Origin of the sequence: Acinetobacter soli, assembly GCF_000760595.1 — a bacterium.
Classification (GTDB): Bacteria; Pseudomonadota; Gammaproteobacteria; order Pseudomonadales; family Moraxellaceae; genus Acinetobacter; species Acinetobacter soli.
This window is the reverse complement of sequence record NZ_BBNM01000005.1, coordinates 180,373-200,801: the sequence shown is the minus strand read 5'-3', so window position 1 is coordinate 200,801 and position 20,429 is coordinate 180,373. Positions and strand designations below refer to the sequence as shown.

General features: G+C 44.1%; 18 protein-coding genes. 10 read left to right on the top strand and 8 right to left on the bottom strand.

Annotated features, from left to right (window positions below; translation table 11 throughout):
- Positions 1-271: 271 nt before the first annotated feature.
- The 4 genes from Aso01_RS08250 (at position 272) to Aso01_RS08235 (ending at position 3,288) form a co-directional block, all read left to right on the top strand.
- Positions 272-1,204 carry an RluA family pseudouridine synthase gene (locus tag Aso01_RS08250; RefSeq protein ID WP_004932657.1) on the top strand — a complete coding sequence of 311 codons (933 nt, stop codon included), beginning with the start codon at positions 272-274 and terminating at the stop codon, positions 1,202-1,204.
- Positions 1,201-1,866 carry an HAD-IA family hydrolase gene (locus Aso01_RS08245; RefSeq protein ID WP_004932660.1) on the top strand — a complete coding sequence of 222 codons (666 nt, stop codon included), beginning with the start codon at positions 1,201-1,203 and terminating at the stop codon, positions 1,864-1,866. The genes Aso01_RS08250 and Aso01_RS08245 overlap by 4 nt, the downstream gene beginning before the upstream one ends.
- Positions 1,867-1,936: 70 nt before the next feature.
- The gene (locus Aso01_RS08240; protein ID WP_004932662.1) at positions 1,937-2,632 is read left to right on the top strand and encodes a helix-turn-helix transcriptional regulator; all 696 of its coding nucleotides are present in this window, start codon (positions 1,937-1,939) and stop codon (positions 2,630-2,632) included.
- Positions 2,633-2,682: 50 nt separating this feature from the next.
- The gene (locus tag Aso01_RS08235) at positions 2,683-3,288 is read left to right on the top strand and encodes a glutathione S-transferase family protein (RefSeq protein WP_004932665.1); all 606 of its coding nucleotides are present in this window, start codon (positions 2,683-2,685) and stop codon (positions 3,286-3,288) included.
- Between the two features lie 48 nt (positions 3,289-3,336).
- On the opposite strand, the gene Aso01_RS08230 is transcribed toward Aso01_RS08235, so the two are convergent.
- Both Aso01_RS08230 and hcaR read right to left on the bottom strand, forming a co-directional pair.
- A complete protein-coding gene (locus tag Aso01_RS08230) occupies positions 3,337-4,011 on the bottom strand; it encodes a DUF1345 domain-containing protein (RefSeq protein WP_004932667.1) in 675 nt (224 codons plus the stop codon).
- A 96-nt stretch (positions 4,012-4,107) separates the two neighbouring features.
- Positions 4,108-5,022 carry a DNA-binding transcriptional regulator HcaR gene (hcaR, locus tag Aso01_RS08225; protein WP_004932669.1) on the bottom strand — a complete coding sequence of 305 codons (915 nt, stop codon included), beginning with the start codon at positions 5,020-5,022 and terminating at the stop codon, positions 4,108-4,110.
- A gap of 679 nt (positions 5,023-5,701) precedes the next feature.
- On the opposite strand from hcaR, the gene Aso01_RS08220 reads away from it, so the two are divergent.
- Complete coding sequence (locus Aso01_RS08220) at positions 5,702-6,754, top strand: MBL fold metallo-hydrolase (RefSeq protein ID WP_004932672.1); 1,053 nt, start codon at positions 5,702-5,704, stop codon at positions 6,752-6,754.
- Between the two features lie 51 nt (positions 6,755-6,805).
- Here Aso01_RS08220 and katG read toward each other — a convergent pair whose 3' ends face one another.
- From katG to Aso01_RS08205, 3 genes are all read right to left on the bottom strand, one after another.
- The gene (gene katG / locus Aso01_RS08215; RefSeq protein ID WP_004932675.1) at positions 6,806-8,986 is read right to left on the bottom strand and encodes a catalase/peroxidase HPI; all 2,181 of its coding nucleotides are present in this window, start codon (positions 8,984-8,986) and stop codon (positions 6,806-6,808) included.
- 387 nt (positions 8,987-9,373) lie between these two features.
- Complete coding sequence (gene ptsP / locus Aso01_RS08210; protein WP_004932677.1) at positions 9,374-11,668, bottom strand: phosphoenolpyruvate--protein phosphotransferase; 2,295 nt, start codon at positions 11,666-11,668, stop codon at positions 9,374-9,376.
- A gap of 70 nt (positions 11,669-11,738) precedes the next feature.
- Entirely contained in the window at positions 11,739-12,239 is a 501-nt protein-coding gene (locus Aso01_RS08205; protein WP_004932680.1) for an RNA pyrophosphohydrolase, read from the bottom strand.
- A gap of 183 nt (positions 12,240-12,422) precedes the next feature.
- On the opposite strand from Aso01_RS08205, the gene Aso01_RS08200 reads away from it, so the two are divergent.
- Positions 12,423-13,073 carry an HAD family hydrolase gene (locus Aso01_RS08200; protein WP_004932684.1) on the top strand — a complete coding sequence of 217 codons (651 nt, stop codon included), beginning with the start codon at positions 12,423-12,425 and terminating at the stop codon, positions 13,071-13,073.
- Positions 13,074-13,154: 81 nt separating this feature from the next.
- On the opposite strand, the gene ovoA is transcribed toward Aso01_RS08200, so the two are convergent.
- The 3 genes from ovoA to Aso01_RS08185 all read right to left on the bottom strand — a co-directional run bounded on the left by ovoA (position 13,155) and on the right by Aso01_RS08185 (position 16,725).
- Positions 13,155-15,350: a 5-histidylcysteine sulfoxide synthase gene (gene ovoA, locus Aso01_RS08195; RefSeq protein WP_004932687.1), complete on the bottom strand. Its 2,196-nt coding sequence runs from the start codon at positions 15,348-15,350 to the stop codon at positions 13,155-13,157.
- Between the two features lie 168 nt (positions 15,351-15,518).
- Entirely contained in the window at positions 15,519-16,391 is an 873-nt protein-coding gene (locus tag Aso01_RS08190; protein ID WP_004932688.1) for a LysR family transcriptional regulator, read from the bottom strand.
- 91 nt (positions 16,392-16,482) lie between these two features.
- Positions 16,483-16,725 carry a DUF2061 domain-containing protein gene (locus Aso01_RS08185; protein WP_004932691.1) on the bottom strand — a complete coding sequence of 81 codons (243 nt, stop codon included), beginning with the start codon at positions 16,723-16,725 and terminating at the stop codon, positions 16,483-16,485.
- Between the two features lie 258 nt (positions 16,726-16,983).
- Between Aso01_RS08185 and leuC the strand changes: the two genes are divergently transcribed.
- The 4 genes from leuC (at position 16,984) to Aso01_RS08165 (ending at position 20,407) form a co-directional block, all read left to right on the top strand.
- Positions 16,984-18,402 (top strand): 3-isopropylmalate dehydratase large subunit, encoded by a 1,419-nt coding sequence (gene leuC / locus Aso01_RS08180; RefSeq protein WP_004932694.1) that lies wholly within the window; start codon positions 16,984-16,986, stop codon positions 18,400-18,402.
- The gene (locus tag Aso01_RS08175) at positions 18,402-19,055 is read left to right on the top strand and encodes a glutathione S-transferase family protein (protein WP_004932696.1); all 654 of its coding nucleotides are present in this window, start codon (positions 18,402-18,404) and stop codon (positions 19,053-19,055) included. The genes leuC and Aso01_RS08175 overlap by 1 nt, the downstream gene beginning before the upstream one ends.
- Before the next feature lie 18 nt (positions 19,056-19,073).
- A complete protein-coding gene (leuD, locus tag Aso01_RS08170; protein ID WP_004932698.1) occupies positions 19,074-19,724 on the top strand; it encodes a 3-isopropylmalate dehydratase small subunit in 651 nt (216 codons plus the stop codon).
- Between the two features lie 110 nt (positions 19,725-19,834).
- The gene (locus Aso01_RS08165; protein WP_004932701.1) at positions 19,835-20,407 is read left to right on the top strand and encodes a hypothetical protein; all 573 of its coding nucleotides are present in this window, start codon (positions 19,835-19,837) and stop codon (positions 20,405-20,407) included.
- The last annotated feature ends 22 nt before the right edge of the window (positions 20,408-20,429 follow it).

Sequence of the window (20,429 nt, the reverse complement as noted above, 5' to 3'; positions counted from 1 at the left end):
CAGTTTGTTTTTTGCCGATATAATAAGCCTTCGGCGTGGGCATATTCTTTTGGGACCTGTCCGAGCTTTTGGTGAAGCCTTGAGCGAATATTCATTTCAAACAGAGTTGAAATTATTTCGTTTTTTGTTCACTTACGGTGGTATCCGTGCGCTGACTATATCAAACCTTGCACGATCTGCCTATGGGCTAATTGAAAGTTTCTTGTGAAATCAAGTAGCTAAACGGTCATTTTTTATTCAAATTTCATCTTTTTCGGGTTTTAATTACTGTATGAATTCTACGCAACAATGGCAAAGCGTCACCTGGTTTGAGGTAGACGAACATCAGGCCGGTCAGCGCATCGATAACTTTTTATTTTCCCGTTTAAAAGGTGTACCCAAAAGTCGTATCTATCGTCTGATTCGTGAAGGGCAGGTGCGAGTCAATAAAAAACGAATTAAAGCGGAAAGTAAACTGAGTATTGGCGATCAGATTCGAGTTGCCCCGATTCGCTACGAACAAAAAGATGAAAGCGATGCGCCAGTCAGCGATCAGGTTGCCAAAAGCCTGCTCAACCGCGTGGTGTATGAAGATGATGGTTTATTGGTGGTGAATAAACCATCGGGGATCGCCGTACATGGCGGAAGCGGTGTGGCATACGGTCTGATTGAGGCTATGCGAGCGGCTACTGGAAAAAAATATCTAGAATTGATTCACCGAATTGACCGTGACACTTCGGGTTTGGTCATGATCAGTAAAAAGCGCAGCACGCTTAAGCTGCTGCAGGATTTATTACGCGAACACAAAATTGCAAAAACCTACGCAGCACTCGTGAAAGGGAATGTCAGTCTTGATCGACAGTTGATTGATGCGCCGCTGTTGCGTTATGAACTGGCCAATGGCGAACGCCGTGTGAGAGTGTCGAAAGAAGGTAAGCCAAGTAAAACCAATTGGGTGGTCGCTGAGCGTTTTAAAGATGCAACACTGGTTTATGCATCACCACTTTCAGGGCGCACCCATCAAATTCGCGTACATGGCTTGAGTATCGGTCATCCTTTGGTGGGTGACGATAAATACGGCCATCAAACACCCTATACAGGGCCTGAAGCACGCCGTCTGTGCCTGCATGCGATGCGTCTTGAAATTCCGGGCTATCCTGTAATTGAAGCGGCACTGCCAGAGGATATTCAAAGTGTTGTGGCACAGTTGAGAGCACGTAAATGAATCGTCCAGAACTGATTATTTTTGACTGGGACGGCACTTTATTTAATTCAGTTGGCCAAATTGTTGCAAGTTTACAATTTGCAGCGCAACGCTTTGAGCAACCCCTTACGGATGAGGCGGCACAAGGGGTGATTGGTTTAGGCTTACCCGAAGTGATGCAGACGCTTTTTCCGCAGGTTCCACATTTGCATGAGCAAATTGTGATGGCTTATGGCGAACATTATGTGCAACATTCCACGCATGATGCATGGTTTGATGGCGTTGCCGAGTTGCTGCATGACTTAAAAGCCATGGGGATGAAGCTTGCGGTGGCAACAGGTAAAAACCGCCGTGGCTTAGATCGCGTGCTGACCAAAACGCAAAGTCATCATATTTTTGATATCACTCGTGCGGCAAGTGAAACCATGTCTAAACCTCATCCACGCATGCTGGAAGAGATTTTGCAGGTCACAGAAGTCGAGGCAAAAAATGCCATTATGGTTGGCGATAGCAGCTATGATCTTGAGATGGCCATGAACATCGACATGCCGCGTATTGGTGTGAGTTACGGTGTGCATGATCCTCAGGTCTTAGCGCGTTATGCGCCTTTGACCATTGTGAAGAGCGTGCCGGAATTGCATCACTTTTTAAAGCAAATACTGCAACAGAAGATGCCTGCTTAAACAATCTTTAAAAAATAAAAAATTGAGAAACCTGTTGAGGTTTCTCTCTAATAAAAATCTAGAGGTTCAGATGAGCCGTTCAATTCGATTATTAAATTTGCTACAGCACTTAAGAGAAGCCAAATATCCAGTGACCTCGCATGCGTTGGCAACACAACTTGGCATTAGTCAGCGTAGTGTCTATCGAGATATCGAAACATTAAGACAGCAGGGTGTACGAATTGATGCATGTGCAGGCATCGGATTTCAGTTGAAGGAAGATTTCTTTCTCCCTCCGATTACATTGGATGAAACTGAAATAGAAGCCGTTTTTTTGGCGTTACACTGGCTTAAAAGCATCCCTGACGACGCGTTGCAAAGTGCATCATCTTCAGTGCTTAGCAAACTGAATTCAGTCTTACCTGTTTATCGCCAGCATTTTTTAGAACAGACCACACTCAGAGCCTTTAATGTTTGGCTACCTGTCGATACAAAAATACTTGAGCAGATTCGAATGGCAATTCGTCTACAGGTGAAGGTGACCTTTGCCTATGCCGACGAGCGCAAAAATGAAAGTATGCGAACAGTCTGGCCTTTTGCGATGGGATATTTTAACGACAAAATTATGCTGGCGGCTTGGTGTAAGTTACGACAAGCATTTCGAAACTTTAGAATTGATCGAATTCTGCAGCTTCAGTTGAGTCAAGATCACTATCCTCAGTTTAAGCAGAAATTATTTCATCAATGGTGGGTTGAAGAAGTATGTGTCACTCCTGACAAAAACTGACAATCCGCTGCTCTACACTGGACCCACAATATCAAAAAGGAGTGAATGAAATGGGTCTTCAGCTTTATACCAATAAAGAATCACGTGGTGTGGTGGTCGAGTGGTTACTGATCGAACTTGGAATTGAGTGTGAGCGGGTTGAGGTGGAATATCACACCAGTATGAAATCCCCTGAATATCTTAAACTTAATCCTTTCGGTAAGGTGCCAGTACTGATTGATGAGCATGTCGTAATCTATGAGCTAGCTGCTATTTGTACTTATCTGGCAGATAAGTTTCCTGAAAAGAATCTGGCGCCTGCTCTTGGTGATCCTAAACGCGGTCTTTATTATCGTTGGCTATTTTTTATTTCGGGGCCGTGGGAAGCCTTGGCAACAGATCAAATGCGAAACATTCAAGTTCAGCCTGAGCAAAAAATGTTTATGAGTTACGGTGATGAGACAGATGCCTATCAGGCACTTATTCAGGGATTAACTGAAGCAAATCCTTATTTATGTGGAAAACAGTTTACCGTCGCGGATATATGTGTTGGAGCGATGCTGCTGTGGCAGCAAAAGATGGGACAATTAAGAGCTGATCCTGCGATTGAACAATATCTCATGACGATCCGACAAAGAGAAAGCTTACAGCGTAGCAATGCAATTTTTGCCAGTTAAAACTAATCTACACGATTAAGGAAAGTATCATAACTTTCCTTTTTCGATTTAATTCGACAAAAAACTTGCGGCCACATTAATACAAATTGCCAAGATGCTGGTATTAAAAATAAATGCCAAAAATGCATGAAAGATATTGAGCAGACGCATGTTGCGCGAGGTAATTGATACATCTGCAGTTTGTGCGGATGTGCCAATAATATAGCTAAAATATAAAAAATCGGCATAGGTGGGGTGGGGAGTCTGTGGAAATTCCAATCCTCCCGCACTGCCTTTGCTGCGTGCAATATAAAAATCGTGGGCATAGTGCAGCGCAAACACGGTATGCATCAGTAGCCATGCCGAAATAATTGTAAACAGCGCCAAAATAACATGCTCAATTTCGTATGGACTGTTTTTGGACATCATCGAGAGTTGTACGACGATTGCAATCATACACATCAGCAGTGCCAGCAACACCAAGAGCATGATGACCCATTTACTTTCATCCTGACGCTTAGCCTGCTGTTGCATGGTTTTAGTATCCATTTGACCAATCAGACCCATCACATGCGCCAGATAAATCGTTACAGCAATATTCCAGCTAATCAGCACGACAGTGGACCAGTGTGAATCAGTTTGCCATGACAATAGCGTACCAATCACTACACCGATGCCCAAAGAGATAAAAAAATGTGGACGGGATGAAATACTGTGCCCAAGACGAAAAAAGAATCTGTTCATATATTTTCGTTTCCTTTTCCAAGGCTTTTATTTTTATAGAGAAACGATTGAATTGAGCCGACAGGGTTTCATGTATGCTGGCTCAAATGATTGATTTTAATGCTCAGTGATACATTCATCAGGCACAGTACGTTCCCATTTGGCGAGCATATCACGAAACGATTGAACCAATGTCGACTTGCTTGAGCTGTTATAACATAGGTACAAATCTAAATGAGGAAGATCGATTTCCAGTGGACGCGTCACACATGTTTCAGGTAACAAACTGGCCACGTAATCGGGGACTAAACTACACCCGCGACCTTGCGCAACACCATTGATGTTGGCCAGCAAACTGTCTGCATGTTCAACCAGATTAAATTGAATGCCATGCTGTTTTGCAAACTTCAAAATTAGCTCATGTAAGACTCTGGATTGACTCGACTCGGCAATCACCAAGTCGAGTTGATGAAGTGCAGACAGGGGAATACGCTCGAGTTTGGCCAATGGATGATGGGCTGGCAAAATAAAAATCAATGACTCTCGTAGCACATGCTCGGTCGTAAAGTCATTATCATTTTGCAGACGATCACGAATAAAACAGACATCCAACTCGCCCTTTTTAAGCGCTTTAATTTGTTCATCATTGCCTAAACTCGACAGATCAATACGAATATCAGGATGATGAAAGCGAAAGTTAGGCAAAATATGCGGAAAGATTTTGACTTCAGCAACAGGAACAAAGCCGACTCTCAGCGCTTGCTGCTTGGCATACGAGACTTGACGGGCCATCATGACGGCTTTTTCAGCTTGAGCCAAAGTCAGGCGTGCCTGTTCCAGAAAAACAGCACCTTCTTCGGTGAGTTCGACTTTACGTTTGGTTCGATACAGCAGTTGAACCCCTACATCAACTTCCAAATCTTTGATTTGCTGACTTAAAGAGGGTTGAGCAGTATAGAGTTTCAATGCAGCTTTACTAAAATTTAATTCTTCAGCCACAGTGACAAAATATCGAAGATGTCGCAATTCCACAAAAAACTAATCCAAAAAAAGTCTTATAAACATAAGTCTAAAGGATATTAAATGAATAGGACACGTGTAAAAAATGCTTTAGCCATTTATAAAATAAATAGTATTTTTAAGCTCATTATTAATTCAATATAAAAATAGTATTTTGATTTATTTATAAAATATATGAATCAATTGTATAAAAAAAATGAATCAATCTCACCACAAAAATGAATATATTGCACCAATATCGTGCTTAATTATATTGCAGTGTAAAACTGGTTTATTTCTTGCTTTGTTTCAAATGTTTTGTTGAAAACGGTAGGGTATTTAAAGCTAGGACGCAAGAATAGTGGAATGATACATTATCTGTTGCTCAAGACCTCCAAGCAGTTTACTCTGCTTATCGATGGTAGGTTTTTGAGTTTTGCTTAAGCCGTCCTATTGCATAGGGTCTGGTCGAGATTGCTCTTGAATCGCACAGTCATAAAACTTTGAAAAGCAAAGACGATTGACGCATAAACGCAACAAACTTCTTGAGAAAATCTGGCACTCTAAGAAAGGTTGTCATACACGCTGTAAGCAACCAAAACAGCATGAACAGTTTTACAAAAAATGGAGACGAGTCGTGGCTTACGTTAAATGAAGAACATGTCTGATGCATACGTTTATTTGACCACAAGATGATGACTAAAATTACCCTATGAAAGAGAAGCCGACATTAACCTATCAATTGCCGACTAAATCTTGTTTAACGCATACATGGAGTAAGCCTTCTTTTCATTATTTAGATTCTGTACAGGCCGGACATTCACGTTTTTATAATCAAGTGAAGCATTCCTCAGCACGTGGTTCAACCGAATTACTGCGCTGGTTAATGACGCGTGAATCGTATACATGGGATGTCGACATTCAGCGTGAATTTGATGCACGGCTCAATATGCCGGCGGCGATGCCACAAAATCGACCGTATGCCGATTTAGATGACTGGCAGATCTGGTTTGTCGGGCACGCGACTGTATTGTTGCAAATCGGGCCATATAATCTCATCACCGATCCTGTGTGGTGTGAATATGCCAGTCCGCAACAAGGGCGAGGTCCACGACGCGTGTGTCCTGCTGGTATCGCCCTTGAGCATTTGCCCACGATTCATGCTGTTTTGCTCAGTCATAATCATTACGACCATATGGATTTGGCCACCTTAGAATGGTTACATAAAAAGTTTGCCATGCCGATTTATACTGGACTGGGCAATCAGTATTACTTGCCCAAGCAGTATCATGTGATTGAGATGGATTGGTGGCAGATGATTCCTTTTCATGATCTTACCATTGCCTATACGCCTGCACAGCATGGATCAGGCCGTGGCCTACGCGATCAAGGCAAAGCCTTGTGGGGAGGATTTTCAATTCTCGGTGCAGATGATCATGCTTTTTTTGCAGGGGATACAGGCTACTCACCGCATTTTAAAGAAATCTATGAGCGTTTTGGTGCACCCCGAATTGCACTCTTGCCGATAGGTGCGTACGAGCCCCGTGAGCTCATGCAATATGTACACATGAACCCGCAAGATGCATTGCATGCGCATTTAGATTTACACGCACAGCGTTCAGTTGCGATTCATCATCGAACCTTTCAGCTAACCGATGAAGGTCGAGATGAGCCAGAGCGGGAACTCACGCATTTGCTCAAGACGTCATCTAAATTGGTGAATCCGTTTTACTGTTTGCGTGAAGGGCATAAACTCACTGTGTAAAACCCGAATTATAAAAAAAGAGCCGATATCGGCTCTTTTTCTTTTGGAGGCTTATACCAGATCGTAACGATCGGCGTTCATGACTTTCACCCAAGCTTTGACGAAATCATGGACAAATTTATCGCGGTTATCATCTTGCGCATAAACCTCTGCATATGAGCGTAAGATCGAGTTTGAACCAAACACTAAATCTACACGGCTCGCAGTCCATTTGGTTGCTCCTGTTGTACGATCTACAATATCGTAAGAGTTGCGACCCGTTGGTTTCCATGTGTAGGCCATATCGGTTAAGTTGACGAAGAAATCGTTACTCAATACACCCACGCGATCTGTCAAGACGCCCTGCGGATTGTTGCCGTAGTTTGCACCCAAGACACGTAATCCACCCACCAGCACCGTCATTTCGTGTGCGGTTAGGCCAAGGAGTTGTGCACGATCTACCAATAGTTCTTCAGGAGTCGTCTCGAAGTGCTGTTTTTGCCAGTTTCTAAAACCATCATGCACAGGCTCAAGCGATTCAAAAGAATACACATCGGTTTGTTCCTGTGTTGCATCACCGCGTCCCGGTGCAAATGGCACCGTAATATTCACACCTGCGGCGCGAGCAGCCTGTTCTACAGCGGCTGTTCCACCGAGAACAATCAGATCGGCAATACTCACAGGTTTTTCAAACGAAGCCTGAATCGACTCAAGTACACCCAACACTTTTTGCAAGCGTTCAGGCTCATTGCCCACCCAGTCTTTTTGTGGTTCAAGACGAATACGCGCACCGTTGGCACCCCCTCGGTAATCTGAACCACGATAAGTACGGGCACTGTCCCACGCCGTGGTAATCAATTCCACACGAGTCAAGCCGCTATCGAGTATTTGGCGTTTAAGCGATTCAATCTCGGCATCAGTTAAGGTGTAATCTACGCTCGGAATTGGATCTTGCCAGATTAAATCTTCTTGCGGTACATCTGGGCCAAGGTAGCGGCTTTTTGGTCCCATATCACGGTGTGTAAGCTTAAACCATGCACGAGCAAATACATCAGAGAAATAGGCCGGATCTTGATAGAAACGTTCCGAAATTTTACGGTACTCTGGATCAATTTTGAGTGCCATATCGGCATCAGTCATAATCGGGTTACGTCGAACGCTTGGATCATGCGCATCAATCGGCATGTCTTCTTCTTTGATCGTAACCGGTTCCCATTGCCATGCACCTGCTGGGCTTTTACGAAGTTCCCAGTCGTAGGTTAAAAGCAAGTAGAAGTATTCGTTATCCCATTTGGTGGGGTGCGTCGTCCACGCGCCTTCGATACCGCTGGCCATGGTGTTGCCTGCATTTCCAGAGCCTTCTGGGTTAAACCAGCCTAAACCTTGGAATTCAACATCTGCACCTTCCACTTCTGCACCAAGTTTTTCGGCACGTCCGTTACCATGACATTTCCCGACAGTATGACCACCAGCGGTCAGCGCAACGGTTTCTTCGTCGTCCATGCCCATGCGGTCAAAAGTCACACGCATGTCATGTGCAGTACGTAACGGATCTGGATTGCCATCCACACCTTCCGGGTTGACATAAATCAAACCCATCTGTACCGCTGCAAGTGGATTTTCAAGCGATTCACGGTCTTGATCATCTGAATAGCGATTACGGGTTGCGTCTAACCATTTTTTCTCGCTGCCCCAGTACACATCTTTTTCTGGGTGCCAGATTTCTTTACGACCTCCAGCGAAACCGAAGGTTTTAAGGCCTGCTTCTTCATAGGCCAGTGTACCCGCAAGAATGATCAGATCACCCCACGAAATTTTATTGCCATATTTACGTTTGATTGGCCAAAGCAAACGGCGGCCTTTATCGGTATTGACGTTATCTGGCCAGCTGTTTAATGGCGCAAAGCGCTGGTTGCCTGTATTGGCACCGCCACGTCCGTCTTGTTTACGGTATGAGCCTGCAAGGTGCCAGGCGGTACGTACAAACATACCGATATAGCTGCCCCAGTCGGCTGGCCACCAGTCTTGACTGGTCGAAATTAGGCTTCGAATATCTTGTTTGAGTTCTTCAAGATTCAGTTCTTTAAAAGCTTTGGCATAATCGAAATCGGGATCCATCGGATCTGTTTTTTGGTCATGTTGATGCAAAACATCAAGATTAAGCGCGTTTGGCCACCATGCGGTTGGACTTTGGCTTTGTCCAGTATTACCGCCATGTGTAAAAGGGCATTTTCCTGTTGCTGCAGTATTCATTGCGATTTACTCCTTGGATTTTGGCTATTGTTTTGTCGTGGCTTTCGGTAAAGTAAATTGAAATTGATGATGTCGTTTTAATGATTAAGGGGCAGTTCACCAAGACAGGTTAAAAAAATCTTAAGTAATTCTGATGCTGCTTGAGTGTTCGAATCAATCTGCATGGCTGTGCTCCTGATCTCAAAATATATTACGCGTGTTCGCTGTTAAAATTAGTTTAAATGATTTAAATGATTTGTAAAAAAGATAAAATTTATTAAATTGATTTGTTTTTTAGATTATAAAAGACCGTTTAATTTAATTCGATATGTTGATGTATCACCGATTCGTAGTGCGCTTTGGCGTTATTGCCCTAGAGGGGCTAGCTAGCCCCTCTAGGGTCATCATTTAAACGGAAACCAATCGATTAGATTTGACCATGTCTCCAAGGCCATGATTTCTAAAGTAGTATTCCATCCAGCTTTTCACCATGAGCGGGTTATTCATTTTGACGACCTCATTGAGCAATTGCTCTGCATCGGTCATTGAAATGTGACAGATGGCTTTGCGCACCCGCAAAATATTACTCGAACTCATGGAGAGGGTATTGAATCCCATCGCCATCAATAAAATAGCCGATAAAGGATCGCCCGCCATTTCGCCACAAATACTGATGGGCTTCTCATGATGATGGCATTCCTTAACCAGTTTTTGCAGCGCGCGAAGAATGGACGGATGAAAGTGTGAATATACGCTCGACACCCTTGGATTGTTGCGATCGACTGCCAGTAAGTACTGGATTAAATCGTTTGACCCTACGGAAAAGAAGTCGACCAATTCGGCAAACTCATCAATTTGCAGTAACACACTCGGAACTTCGACCATGATGCCGAGTTTCGGTTTGGTAATTTTGACCTGTTCTTCTTCTTGTACCGCGACCCAGTCACGTTCTAACAGATACAACACTTCCTCGACTTCGCTGACGCTGGTCACCATGGGCAGCAAGATATGCAAATTGTTTAAACCAATGCTGGCCTTGAGCATCGCGCGCACTTGAGTCGAAAAAATTTCTGGATGATCCAGCGTAAAGCGTAGACCACGCCATCCCAGTGCCGAGTTTTCTTCTTCAATACTAAAATAAGGCAAGTCTTTGTCGGCACCAATATCCAGCGTACGCATGATGACGGGCTTGTTGGCAAAATGACTCAATTGCTGACGATAAATGGCCCGTTGTTCTTCTTCGCCCGGAAAGCGTTCACGCAGCATAAACGGAATTTCGCTGCGATAGAGTCCCACACCTTTGGCCCCACGCTGAACGCCGCGTACCACGTCGATCATCAGGCCAGTATTGACATACAGCTTGACTGCAATACCATCGGGGGTAACGGCATCACGCGTTTCGTATTGCTTGAGGTCTTTGGCAATTTGCTCTTCTTCTTTTTGAATTTCTTTATAGCGCTGACGCAGACGTCTAGGTGGGTTGATAAAGATCCGCCCTTGATAGGCATCGACAATCATTTCTGCATCATCAAGGGTGTTGATGGGGAGCTCGGTCACGCCGACAACAGTTGGAATACCCAGCGCGCGTGCCACAATCACCATATGCGAATTGGCAGCACCTTCTGTGGTGACAATCGCGGCAATATTATCGACCGACAGCTCAACCAGTGCAGCAGTACTGATTTCTTCTCCAATTAAAATACTGTCGGGGCTTAAATCTTTATGGCTGGAATCTGCTTCTTGCAATGAGGCCAGAATACGTCGTCCCAGATCTTTTAAATCTGACACACGCTCACGTAAGTAGTCGTCTTCCATTTGTGCAAACAGGGTGATGTGCTTGTCGATGACACGACGCACGGCGCCTTGTGCCCAGTTACCGGCGCGAATCAGTTCTTTAATTTCGGCAGGGAGCGCATTTTCATCCAGCATGCGTAAAAACACACTAAATAGCGCGCGCTCTTCCGACATTAAGGAGTCTTGCATTTTTTCGTCAAGCTGCTGAATCTCGGTACGTACCGAACTCACCGCTTGATCGAGTAAATGTAATTCGTCACTGATATCATCGGCTTCGCGATCTGGAACCGACGCCAGATCGGCAGGCGGGTATAAAACGTAAGCACGACCCAGCGCAATTCCGCCAGCACCTGATACGCCCTGAAAGGTTTTGTAGGCTGGCCCATTACTTGGCTTACGAAATACATCGATGTTGCCCACCGCATGTGCATGTGCGATGACACCTGAGAGCTGAGCGCACAGCGTCACCAAAAAGGATTCGGCTGCTTCACTAAAATCTTGTGGTTGCTTATTTTGTACCACCAGTACGCCCATCACCTTACGGCGATACATGACGGGTACACCCAGAAACGAGTTGTAAATTTCTTCGCCTGTCTCGGGTAGGTAGGCAAAGCGCTCGTGTTTGGAGGCATTTTCCAAATTGACGATTTCTTCGCGCTGACCCACAAGGCCAACCAGACCTTCACTGAGTTGCAAGGAAACATGCCCCACAGCTTCGGGGTTAAGCCCTTTAGAGGCCATCAGTAAATAACGCTGGTTGCGTTCGTCAAGCAAATAAATTGAGCAAACATCCACTTTCATCGCTTCCGCCACATGGTTGACCATAATGTCGAGCGAATCATGCAAACTTACAGACGAATTGATCTCCTGAACAATACGTCTTAAGGTGTCAAGTTGCATGTTTGACATGGATGCTTACTCCAAAATTTTTAATTCTTCATAGTGATGTTATAACAGCACTCGCCAAAAAAATCATTTGCTAATGTGATGATTTTTCGGGCGATTGTTGTTCTGGCATTAACATGCAGAGTTCCATCATCGCTTTTCGGTACACATCGCGCTTAAAATTGACCACCTGACCTAGAGGGTACCAGTAACTTACCCATTGCCACTCATCAAATTCGGGTGGGTCTGAGAGGTCTAGCTGAATGTTTCGCGTAGACGCGGTGAGTTTTAATAAAAACCATTTTTGTTTCTGTCCAATACATACCGGATCAGAATCTGGTCGGATGTACCGGTGTGGCAAACGATAACGCAGCCATCCTTTGGTCTGCGCAATAATCTGGACGTGTTCGGGCAATAAGCCGACTTCTTCTCTCAGTTCACGATAAAGTGCCTGCTCGGGGGTTTCTCCAAAATGGATCCCTCCTTGTGGAAATTGCCAAGCATTGTGACCAATGCGTTTTGCCCATAAAACTTGTCCGTTATCATTTGCCAAAATGATCCCGACGTTGGGTCGGAAACCTTCTGAGTCGATCATTTGGCTACCTAAAATTTATCAATATCGTTGACTTTGAAATCGGGGGCCGTCACTCTTATATGCCCAGCGCGTAAGATCAAAGTAAAATGCATTAAAATTGCTATGATCTTAACGAATTTCTATCGACTAGCGGAGATAGATTTACATTTTTTTTCTTAAATTTCAGTTTTAACGAGTATTTTCATGAAATTGGCTTTGTTTGATCTTGATCACACCTTACTTAATACAGATTCAGACCATTCTTGGGGTGAATTTCTCGTCAATGAAGGCTTGGTCGATCCAGTACATCATCGCCAAATGAACGACAAATTTTATGAAGATTACAAAGCAGGCCAGCTCGACCCAATTGCCTACAACGAATTTGTATTTGAGTTTTTAACCCAAAATACGCCTGAGGTATTAACGGAGCTGCATGCGCTCTTTATGCAAAAGGTGATTCGTCCGCAAATGCGCCCAAAAGGTTTTGATGCGATTCAAAAGCATCAAGATTTAGGCCATGAAATTGTAGGCATTACCGCAACCAGCGATTTTATTACCGCACCGATTTTTCGTGCCTTTGGCATTACCGAAATTATTGCCACCACGGCGGAAGTGCAGCAGGGGAAATATACCGGTAAAGTTGCAGGTACGCCATGTTACCAGCAAGGCAAGCTGGTACGCCTAGAGCAGTGGCTGGCTGGACGAAATGTAGAAGAATCTTGGGCCTATTCAGATTCGATTAACGATCGCTTCTTACTGGAATATGCTACGCATGCGATTGCAGTCAATCCGGATGATCGCCTGGAAAAATTGGCCAAAGCGCAAAATTGGCAGATTCAAGACTGGTCGATTTAATCGATATTTCAATGTTCTCAATAAAAACAGGCAGTCATCGACTGCCTGTTTTTATTTGATTCAGTTTTTGTGGGGTATTGTTTATTTTACGCGTTGCCAAAACGTCACTTCCGATAAACTGTGCTGAAACTTGTGCTGAGTTTCACGAATCACAAACGGCACCTCTTGCGGTGCTGCAATCAGTTGAAAGTGCTGATCCAAAATGGCATGTAAACCATCTAAAGTTCCAAAACTTTCACCATCTTTTTTAAAGCCACCAATCCATTCTTCACGCGGCGTGTGCTCTTCAAGCCACGTATAAGGGGAGGCAATCATCAATACACCACCCATATTCAGACGCTCATGAATCTGACTAAGAAACTGACGTGGACGATACAGTCGGTCAATCAAATTGGCAGCAAAAATAAAATCGTAACCAGTGAAATTGGCTTTTAAATTGCAAGCATCACCTTGATAAAATTCAACTTTGTCTTTGGTTTCTTCTAGGCCTAATTGATGCAATGAACAGGCCTTGTATTGTACCAATTCACCTTCGGTGGCGAGCGTATAACGCAAGGTTTCACCTTTGGTCAACTGTACGCTGTGCTGAATAAACCGTGCTGAAAAATCAATTCCGGTGACATGCTCAAACACACGTGCCAATTCAAAGCTGGCACGCCCGACGGCGCAACCGATATCTAAAGCCTTAACTTTGGGACGCTCGCCCAGTGTCTGAAGCGCCAGCTCGGCCAGTGCCTTAGAAAAATTAGGAACCTCAAAATAATCCGATCCAAAATGGAACTCGGCATACTGCGAAAGTAATTGATCGGTCTCGTATTGAGAGCTCACACTGCTTACCTCATGGTCAGATGCAACGTAACGAAACCCTGCATGTTGAAAAAAATGCCGTCTAAAGGCATACCGCGATGAATAAAGACTTTCATTGCCACAAGAAATCCACGAACCGCCCTTAATCAAATTATGGCGCCCGTCAAATGTAGGCGTGGTAAAGTCATCATAAATGGGGTGTACATCAAAGCCATTAAACGGATAGGTTGGCGTTTCGGTCCATTGCCAGACATTGCCTCGAACATCGAAGAAATCGCCTTGCTGAAACACATGAACCGGACACGACGACGCACCATAATCCAAATGGATATTGCCATCGGCACGCTGATGATCAATCTCGTTTAATCCGCTGATATCGTATATACGGTACCATTCGTCCTCGGTGGGCAAGCGAATATTCTGGCCAGTCTGCTGTTTTTTCCAGTTACAAAATGCTTTGGCTTCATGATAATTGACCTCGACAGGCCAATCCCAACGCATTGGCACAATCTCGGTCATGAGTCTTAAATACCAAGTCTGGTGTTGTTTAACCCAAAATGTCGGATATTTGGCTTCAGAAAACGACAGCCAACCTTGGCCTTCTTGTTCCCAGTAATCAAGGCTTGAATAGCCATCGGCATCAACAAAAGCCAAAAATTCCTGGTTGCTAACCAAATATTTCGACGCTTGAAACGCCTCGACCTGCGCCTCATGCTGACCAAACTCGTTGTCCCAGCCATAAAATGGATGCGCTTGATTAATGCCGAGTTTAACCTGTCCAGATGCGACATCAATCCATGTGTTTTCAGGTGCTGTGGTGGAAAAATCAGAAGCTTTCCAAGCCGGATGCGCACGAACATATTCAAGATCATGCTGTCGGATTAACACCGATGACGTTTCCAAATGAATACGCTCATGTTCAATGCCCATTAAAATGGCCCACCACGGATGATTCCAGTTGATGGGCGGGTTAAGCGGGGCTGTATCGATGATATGAAGTACTGTTTGTTTGACCTGATCACGATAGCTTTTGACCTCGTGAGGTGTTGGCCAGTCGTAGTGCTGATCGTTGAGATCATCCCAACTCATTTCATCGACACCGACTGCGAAAAGTGCTTCAAAGCGCGGGTTGAGCCGTTCTTCAATTAAGTGAACCAACAGTAATTTATTAATAAAGAAGGTTGCAGTATGGCCAAAATAAAAAATCAGAGGGTGCCGAAGCGAAATCGGTTTTTTATAAAATGCTTCATCACCATCTAAACATTCAAACAAAGATTCATAGGTTTCAAAAGTATTCAAAAAATAGTCACGGATTTGCTGGCGTAACGTATCGGCATTGTCTTGATTGAGGCGTGGAGTGCGCAAGATCTGTTTTGAAGCTTGAAGGAATCCAGAAGGCGATGGCGTATGAGCATTTGAAGCAGAAGATAAGTGTTCGGAATTTGGTACTCTGAAAACATCATTTAGCATGCTTCAACTCCATATTTAAGGTATTTATTGTGTGAAATACCGTGAAGGGTTGAGGTGTTATCGTTATACAGCCACGTCACGGATGCTTAATGATCAACTTACTCCAATCTTGAACGAGTTATATTATATTTAGGTAACGATTTGATGAAAAACGCTAAAGAGGATGGCTTAAGCTGTGGTGGACTGCTGCGTCAGTTTAATTAAAGCCTGTGCTGCTTTGGACTGAGTACGGGCAGGATGCCAGACAATTCCAAGTTGACGTTTTAGCTCCACATTCACTGCGAGTTGACAAAGATCCCGATTCAGCAACGTTTGCGGCAGAACCGACCAGCCCAAGCCAATCGAAACCAACATACGAATCGACTCAAGCGGATTATTGCTCATGGTGATTTTAGGTCTAAGACCATATTTTTCGAATGCGTGCAAGGTAATCTGAGTGGTATAAGTCTGTGCTGCAGGCAGTAGACTTGGGTATTCGAGTAAATCTTGTAGCTGAATCTGCTTACGCTGAGCCAATGGATGAAACGGTGCCACTACAAAAACCAGTGGATCGTTCCAGACCGTCAAATAAGTAAGACGCTCATCGCCTTCTGGAGGCAGGGTAAGAAAAGCCAACTCGAGATCACCTGCAAGCACTTTTTCATGTGCCTGTTCTGAATCGACAAAATGCACATCTAAGGTGACATCTGGAAAGCGTTGCACATAATGACGCAGTGGATCGGGAAGATGATGCAACCCGATATGATGACTGGTACCGATTTTGAGCCGTCCCTGTACCTGATCGTGTTCATGGCTTAGGGTATGATGAATTTCGCCTAGCTCATTGAGCCAGTTTTTGACTTTGGGCAACAGCGAATGTGCTGCATGGGTGGCTTGAATGCCGCGTCCGGCAGATTCAAATAGTTTCACGCCAAAATAATCTTCAAGACTATGAATGCGCTTGGTCACTGCGGGCTGGGTGATAAAGAGTTGATCCGCTGCGAGCGAAATAGAGCCGGTTTCCATCACTTTCACAAAGGCTTCAAATGCAGCAAGATTCATACAATGACCTTAAATTTCCCATAATCATGCCGTGTTAAAAAAATCACAGCGTCAGGCTATTGTAGTAGTCAAATTCCCCAATGCGCAATCATTAATAGCCTGCGCCAGAATCTTGCTGAGCAGGCTGTTCTTTTACTGCCCATACTTTTTCGTGAATAAAAAAGGCAAACGCCTGTACAGTCGGCTCAAGCATACTTAAAGTTAAGGCAACCCAGAGGTTTCCGGTCACCACGTACGCCACCAGCATAGCCACCGTAATATGCATAATGTAATAGCTTAAAGTCTTTTTGAGCATACGCTGATTGTGATGTACAAAACGAGTTAGAGTCGTCATAACCATTACCTTGCACTAAATATCTTGAAGAAGTATTCAGTATAAAAAGCGTACATCGGATTGTGAAATGGAATGTATGAATGAGAATTATTATTAAATCCGATGCTGTAAACTGTGAGATGATTAGACCTGAATTGCACATTTTATATATTCTAAAAAGTTTGTTAATTTATAAAAATGATAAATTAGATTTATGTAAAAGCAGCGCTATAATTACTAAATAGAGACCATATACCCAGTCCAATGGAGCACGACGACATGGCAGGCAAGACATTATATGACAAATTGTGGAATGACCACTTGGTTTCACAGCGAGACGACGGATCATGCTTGATTTACATCGATCGTCATTTATTGCATGAAGTCACCAGTCCGCAGGCATTTGAAGGTCTTCAACTTGCAGGTCGTCAGCCATGGCGTCTCAATGCAAACGTTGCAACACCAGACCACAACGTACCAACTTCAAAAAAAGAACGTGAACAAGGCATTGCCGGAATTGAAGATGAGACATCACGCATTCAGGTTCAAACCTTAGACGATAACTGTAAAACCTTTAATATCGTTGAGTTCGGGATCAATGATGTCCGTCAGGGCATTGTGCATGTGGTGGGGCCAGAGCAAGGTTTGACTTTACCGGGTATGACCGTCGTGTGCGGTGATTCGCATACGGCAACGCATGGGGCATTTGGTTGCTTGGCACATGGAATTGGTACCTCTGAAGTGGAACACGTGCTTGCGACGCAGTGTTTGGTTCAGAAAAAATCAAAGAACATGTTGGTTCGCGTGGATGGCACTTTAGGTAAAGGTGTAACGCCTAAAGATGTAGTTTTGGCAATTATCGGTCAAATTGGTACAGCAGGTGGAACAGGTTATGCCATCGAGTTTGGTGGGCAGGTGTTCCGTGATATGTCGATCGAAGGCCGTATGACCGTGTGTAACATGGCCATTGAAGCAGGTGCTCGTGTGGGTATGGTTGCTGTCGATGATAAAACCATCGAGTATGTCCAGTCGCGCCACTATGCACCAAAAGGTGAGCAGTGGGATCAGGCTGTTGCGTACTGGAATACCTTACATTCAGATGACGATGCAGTATTTGATGAAGTAGTGGTTTTGAACGGTGCAGAAATTGAGCCACAAGTTTCTTGGGGAACCTCACCCGAAATGGTGATTCCAGTGTCTCAAGCGGTGCCAACCTTAGAACAGGCCAAAGACGATGTACAACGCAATGACTGGACACGTGCTTACCAGTATATGGGCTTAAATGCCGGTCAGGCGTTGGCTGATATTCAGTTGGATCGTGTATTTATTGGATCATGCACCAATTCACGGATTGAAGATATCCGTGCAGCAGCCGAAGTGGTCAAAGGCCGTAAAGTGGCGAACAGCATTAAACAAGCGATGGTGGTACCGGGTTCTGGTTTGGTTAAGCAACAAGCAGAGCAAGAAGGATTAGATCAAATTTTTCTTGACGCTGGTTTTGAGTGGCGTGAACCGGGATGCTCAATGTGCTTGGCGATGAATGCCGATAAATTGCAACCAGGCGAACATTGTGCCTCGACCTCAAACCGTAATTTTGAAGGGCGTCAGGGCAATGGTGGACGAACCCATTTGGTCAGTCCAGCCATGGCTGCTGCCGCTGCAATTGCGGGACACTTTGTTGATGTGAGAAATTTCTGATGTCTTTGACTTTGTATTTGGGAACAAAAAATTATTCTTCTTGGTCGCTAAGGCCTTGGCTCGCAGCTAAACATGCTGGAATCCATTTTAAAGAAGTTATTATCGATTTTGATCAACCCGATACAACGTCTCGCATTTATGCTATCAGTCCTTCAGGTAAAGTGCCTGTTTTAGTTGATGTAGATGTAAAAATTTGGGATTCATTGGCCATTTGTGAGTACTTAGCAGAAATTGCTCCTCATCTATGGCCTTCAGATCAATATTCAAGAGCAATTGCTCGATCGATTAGTGCAGAAATGCACAGTGGTTTTGTTGCTTTACGCAACGAAATGCCCATGAACGTTAGAGCAAAGCAAAGAGCATTAGTACTTAGCGATGCGGCTCAACATGATCTAGTTCGTATCGACCAAATATGGACAGATCTACGTCAACAATATCAGTTACAAGGACCTTGGTTGTTTGGAAAGTTTACTATCGCAGATGCCATGTTTGCTCCAGTCGTGATTCGCTTAAATGCATACGCTGTTAACCTAACACCGTCGATGCGAGCCTACATGGAAACATTTTATAATGACTCTGCTTTTTTAGAATGGATTAAAGATGCTGAACAAGACACGTTGATTGTGCCTCGTTTAGAGTGTGGTCAGGTTTAAGCATAAAAGGTTTTGATTATGAAAGCATACACCGTTGAACAAGGCATTGTGGCACCATTAGATCGTGCCAATGTGGATACCGATTTAATTATCCCGAAACAGTTTTTGAAGTCGATCAAACGCACAGGGTTTGGTGACAACTTATTTGATGAATTGCGCTATTTAGATGAAGGCTATCCGGGGCAAGATAATTCTAAACGTCCGCTTAATCCCGATTTCGTATTGAATCAGCCACGTTATCAATCTGCCAATATCTTGATTGCGCGTAAGAATTTCGGATGTGGATCAAGCCGTGAGCACGCGCCGTGGGCATTGAACGAATATGGTTTTCGTACCGTGATTGCGCCAAGTTTTGCCGATATTTTCTTTAATAACTGTTTTAAAAACGGTATGTTACCTGTAATCTTGTCTGAAGAAATTGTAGAGCAATTATTTCAAGAGTGCGCAGAAAACGAAGGCTATACCTTAACGGTTGATTTGGCTGCACAAGAAGTGAAAACACCATCCGGTCAAGCTTTTGCTTTTGACATCGATCCATTTCGCAAACACTGTTTGTTAAATGGCTTAGATGATATTGGTTTAACGCTACAAAATGCAGACGCGATTCATGAGTTTGAACGCCAAGCCAAAGTTGCACGTCCTTGGGTATTTCAAGACCTAAAAGCTTGATCTACACGGGAGATTTTAAAGATAGCAATAGCGTAGATGCCCAACTCTTGTTAACATGCATGAGCATAAATTGCTGAAAACTTTGCTCGAAATAGGGTTGGGCTCCAACAATGATCAGGACATTTGGCCGTAGTGTGGTACTGACAGTATCCTTGGCGTTAATCGCAGGTTGTCAAAGTACCAATCATGTGGTTGATACATTGCGTATTAAACAGGCCGAATCAGGTCTGAACAGTAACGCAACGATTTATTGTTCGGGCGCACAACTGTGTGAATTTGAGCGTCTAAATACGACCCCCATTGTCGATGCGCAAAAACATCGTGTCAGTGAACAAGCCTTGCATCAAGGTATTGTCAGACTTGAGGGTTCAGTATTTAGTCCAGTCAATTCGATGTATTTGTCTGTGCCACCGCAGCAGTATGAGCTGGTGATTCGTTTTTATCCCATCTCTCGAGATCGGGCAGAAACATTTCATGTCATTCATCAGTTTAAAGCCAATCAGCGCTATACCTTTAAAATGTACCGTGATCGTTCCAAGCACTCAGGCGGCAGTTTACTCAATGTGTCTGCGCCTGAGCCATTATGTGTTGAACTTGAGCAAGAAAATCGTCCAATCCGCCGTTTTTGTCGTCCTTTTGACGCCATCACGGGGTTGGGTGAGTTTATAGAACAACGAATTTAATGTTCAATCAGTCAATCGGCTG

Coding starts and splice junctions, on each gene's coding strand:
- Aso01_RS08250 (WP_004932657.1), top strand. CDS start 272: ATGAATTCTACGCAACAATGGCAAAGCGTCACCTGGTTTGAGGTAGAC.
- Aso01_RS08245 (WP_004932660.1), top strand. CDS start 1,201: ATGAATCGTCCAGAACTGATTATTTTTGACTGGGACGGCACTTTATTT.
- Aso01_RS08240 (WP_004932662.1), top strand. CDS start 1,937: ATGAGCCGTTCAATTCGATTATTAAATTTGCTACAGCACTTAAGAGAA.
- Aso01_RS08235 (WP_004932665.1), top strand. CDS start 2,683: ATGGGTCTTCAGCTTTATACCAATAAAGAATCACGTGGTGTGGTGGTC.
- Aso01_RS08230 (WP_004932667.1), bottom strand. CDS start 4,011: ATGAACAGATTCTTTTTTCGTCTTGGGCACAGTATTTCATCCCGTCCA.
- Aso01_RS08220 (WP_004932672.1), top strand. CDS start 5,702: ATGAAAGAGAAGCCGACATTAACCTATCAATTGCCGACTAAATCTTGT.
- katG (WP_004932675.1), bottom strand. CDS start 8,986: ATGAATACTGCAGCAACAGGAAAATGCCCTTTTACACATGGCGGTAAT.
- ptsP (WP_004932677.1), bottom strand. CDS start 11,668: ATGTCAAACATGCAACTTGACACCTTAAGACGTATTGTTCAGGAGATC.
- Aso01_RS08205 (WP_004932680.1), bottom strand. CDS start 12,239: ATGATCGACTCAGAAGGTTTCCGACCCAACGTCGGGATCATTTTGGCA.
- Aso01_RS08200 (WP_004932684.1), top strand. CDS start 12,423: ATGAAATTGGCTTTGTTTGATCTTGATCACACCTTACTTAATACAGAT.
- ovoA (WP_004932687.1), bottom strand. CDS start 15,350: ATGCTAAATGATGTTTTCAGAGTACCAAATTCCGAACACTTATCTTCT.
- Aso01_RS08190 (WP_004932688.1), bottom strand. CDS start 16,391: ATGAATCTTGCTGCATTTGAAGCCTTTGTGAAAGTGATGGAAACCGGC.
- Aso01_RS08185 (WP_004932691.1), bottom strand. CDS start 16,725: ATGACGACTCTAACTCGTTTTGTACATCACAATCAGCGTATGCTCAAA.
- leuC (WP_004932694.1), top strand. CDS start 16,984: ATGGCAGGCAAGACATTATATGACAAATTGTGGAATGACCACTTGGTT.
- Aso01_RS08175 (WP_004932696.1), top strand. CDS start 18,402: ATGTCTTTGACTTTGTATTTGGGAACAAAAAATTATTCTTCTTGGTCG.
- leuD (WP_004932698.1), top strand. CDS start 19,074: ATGAAAGCATACACCGTTGAACAAGGCATTGTGGCACCATTAGATCGT.
- Aso01_RS08165 (WP_004932701.1), top strand. CDS start 19,835: ATGATCAGGACATTTGGCCGTAGTGTGGTACTGACAGTATCCTTGGCG.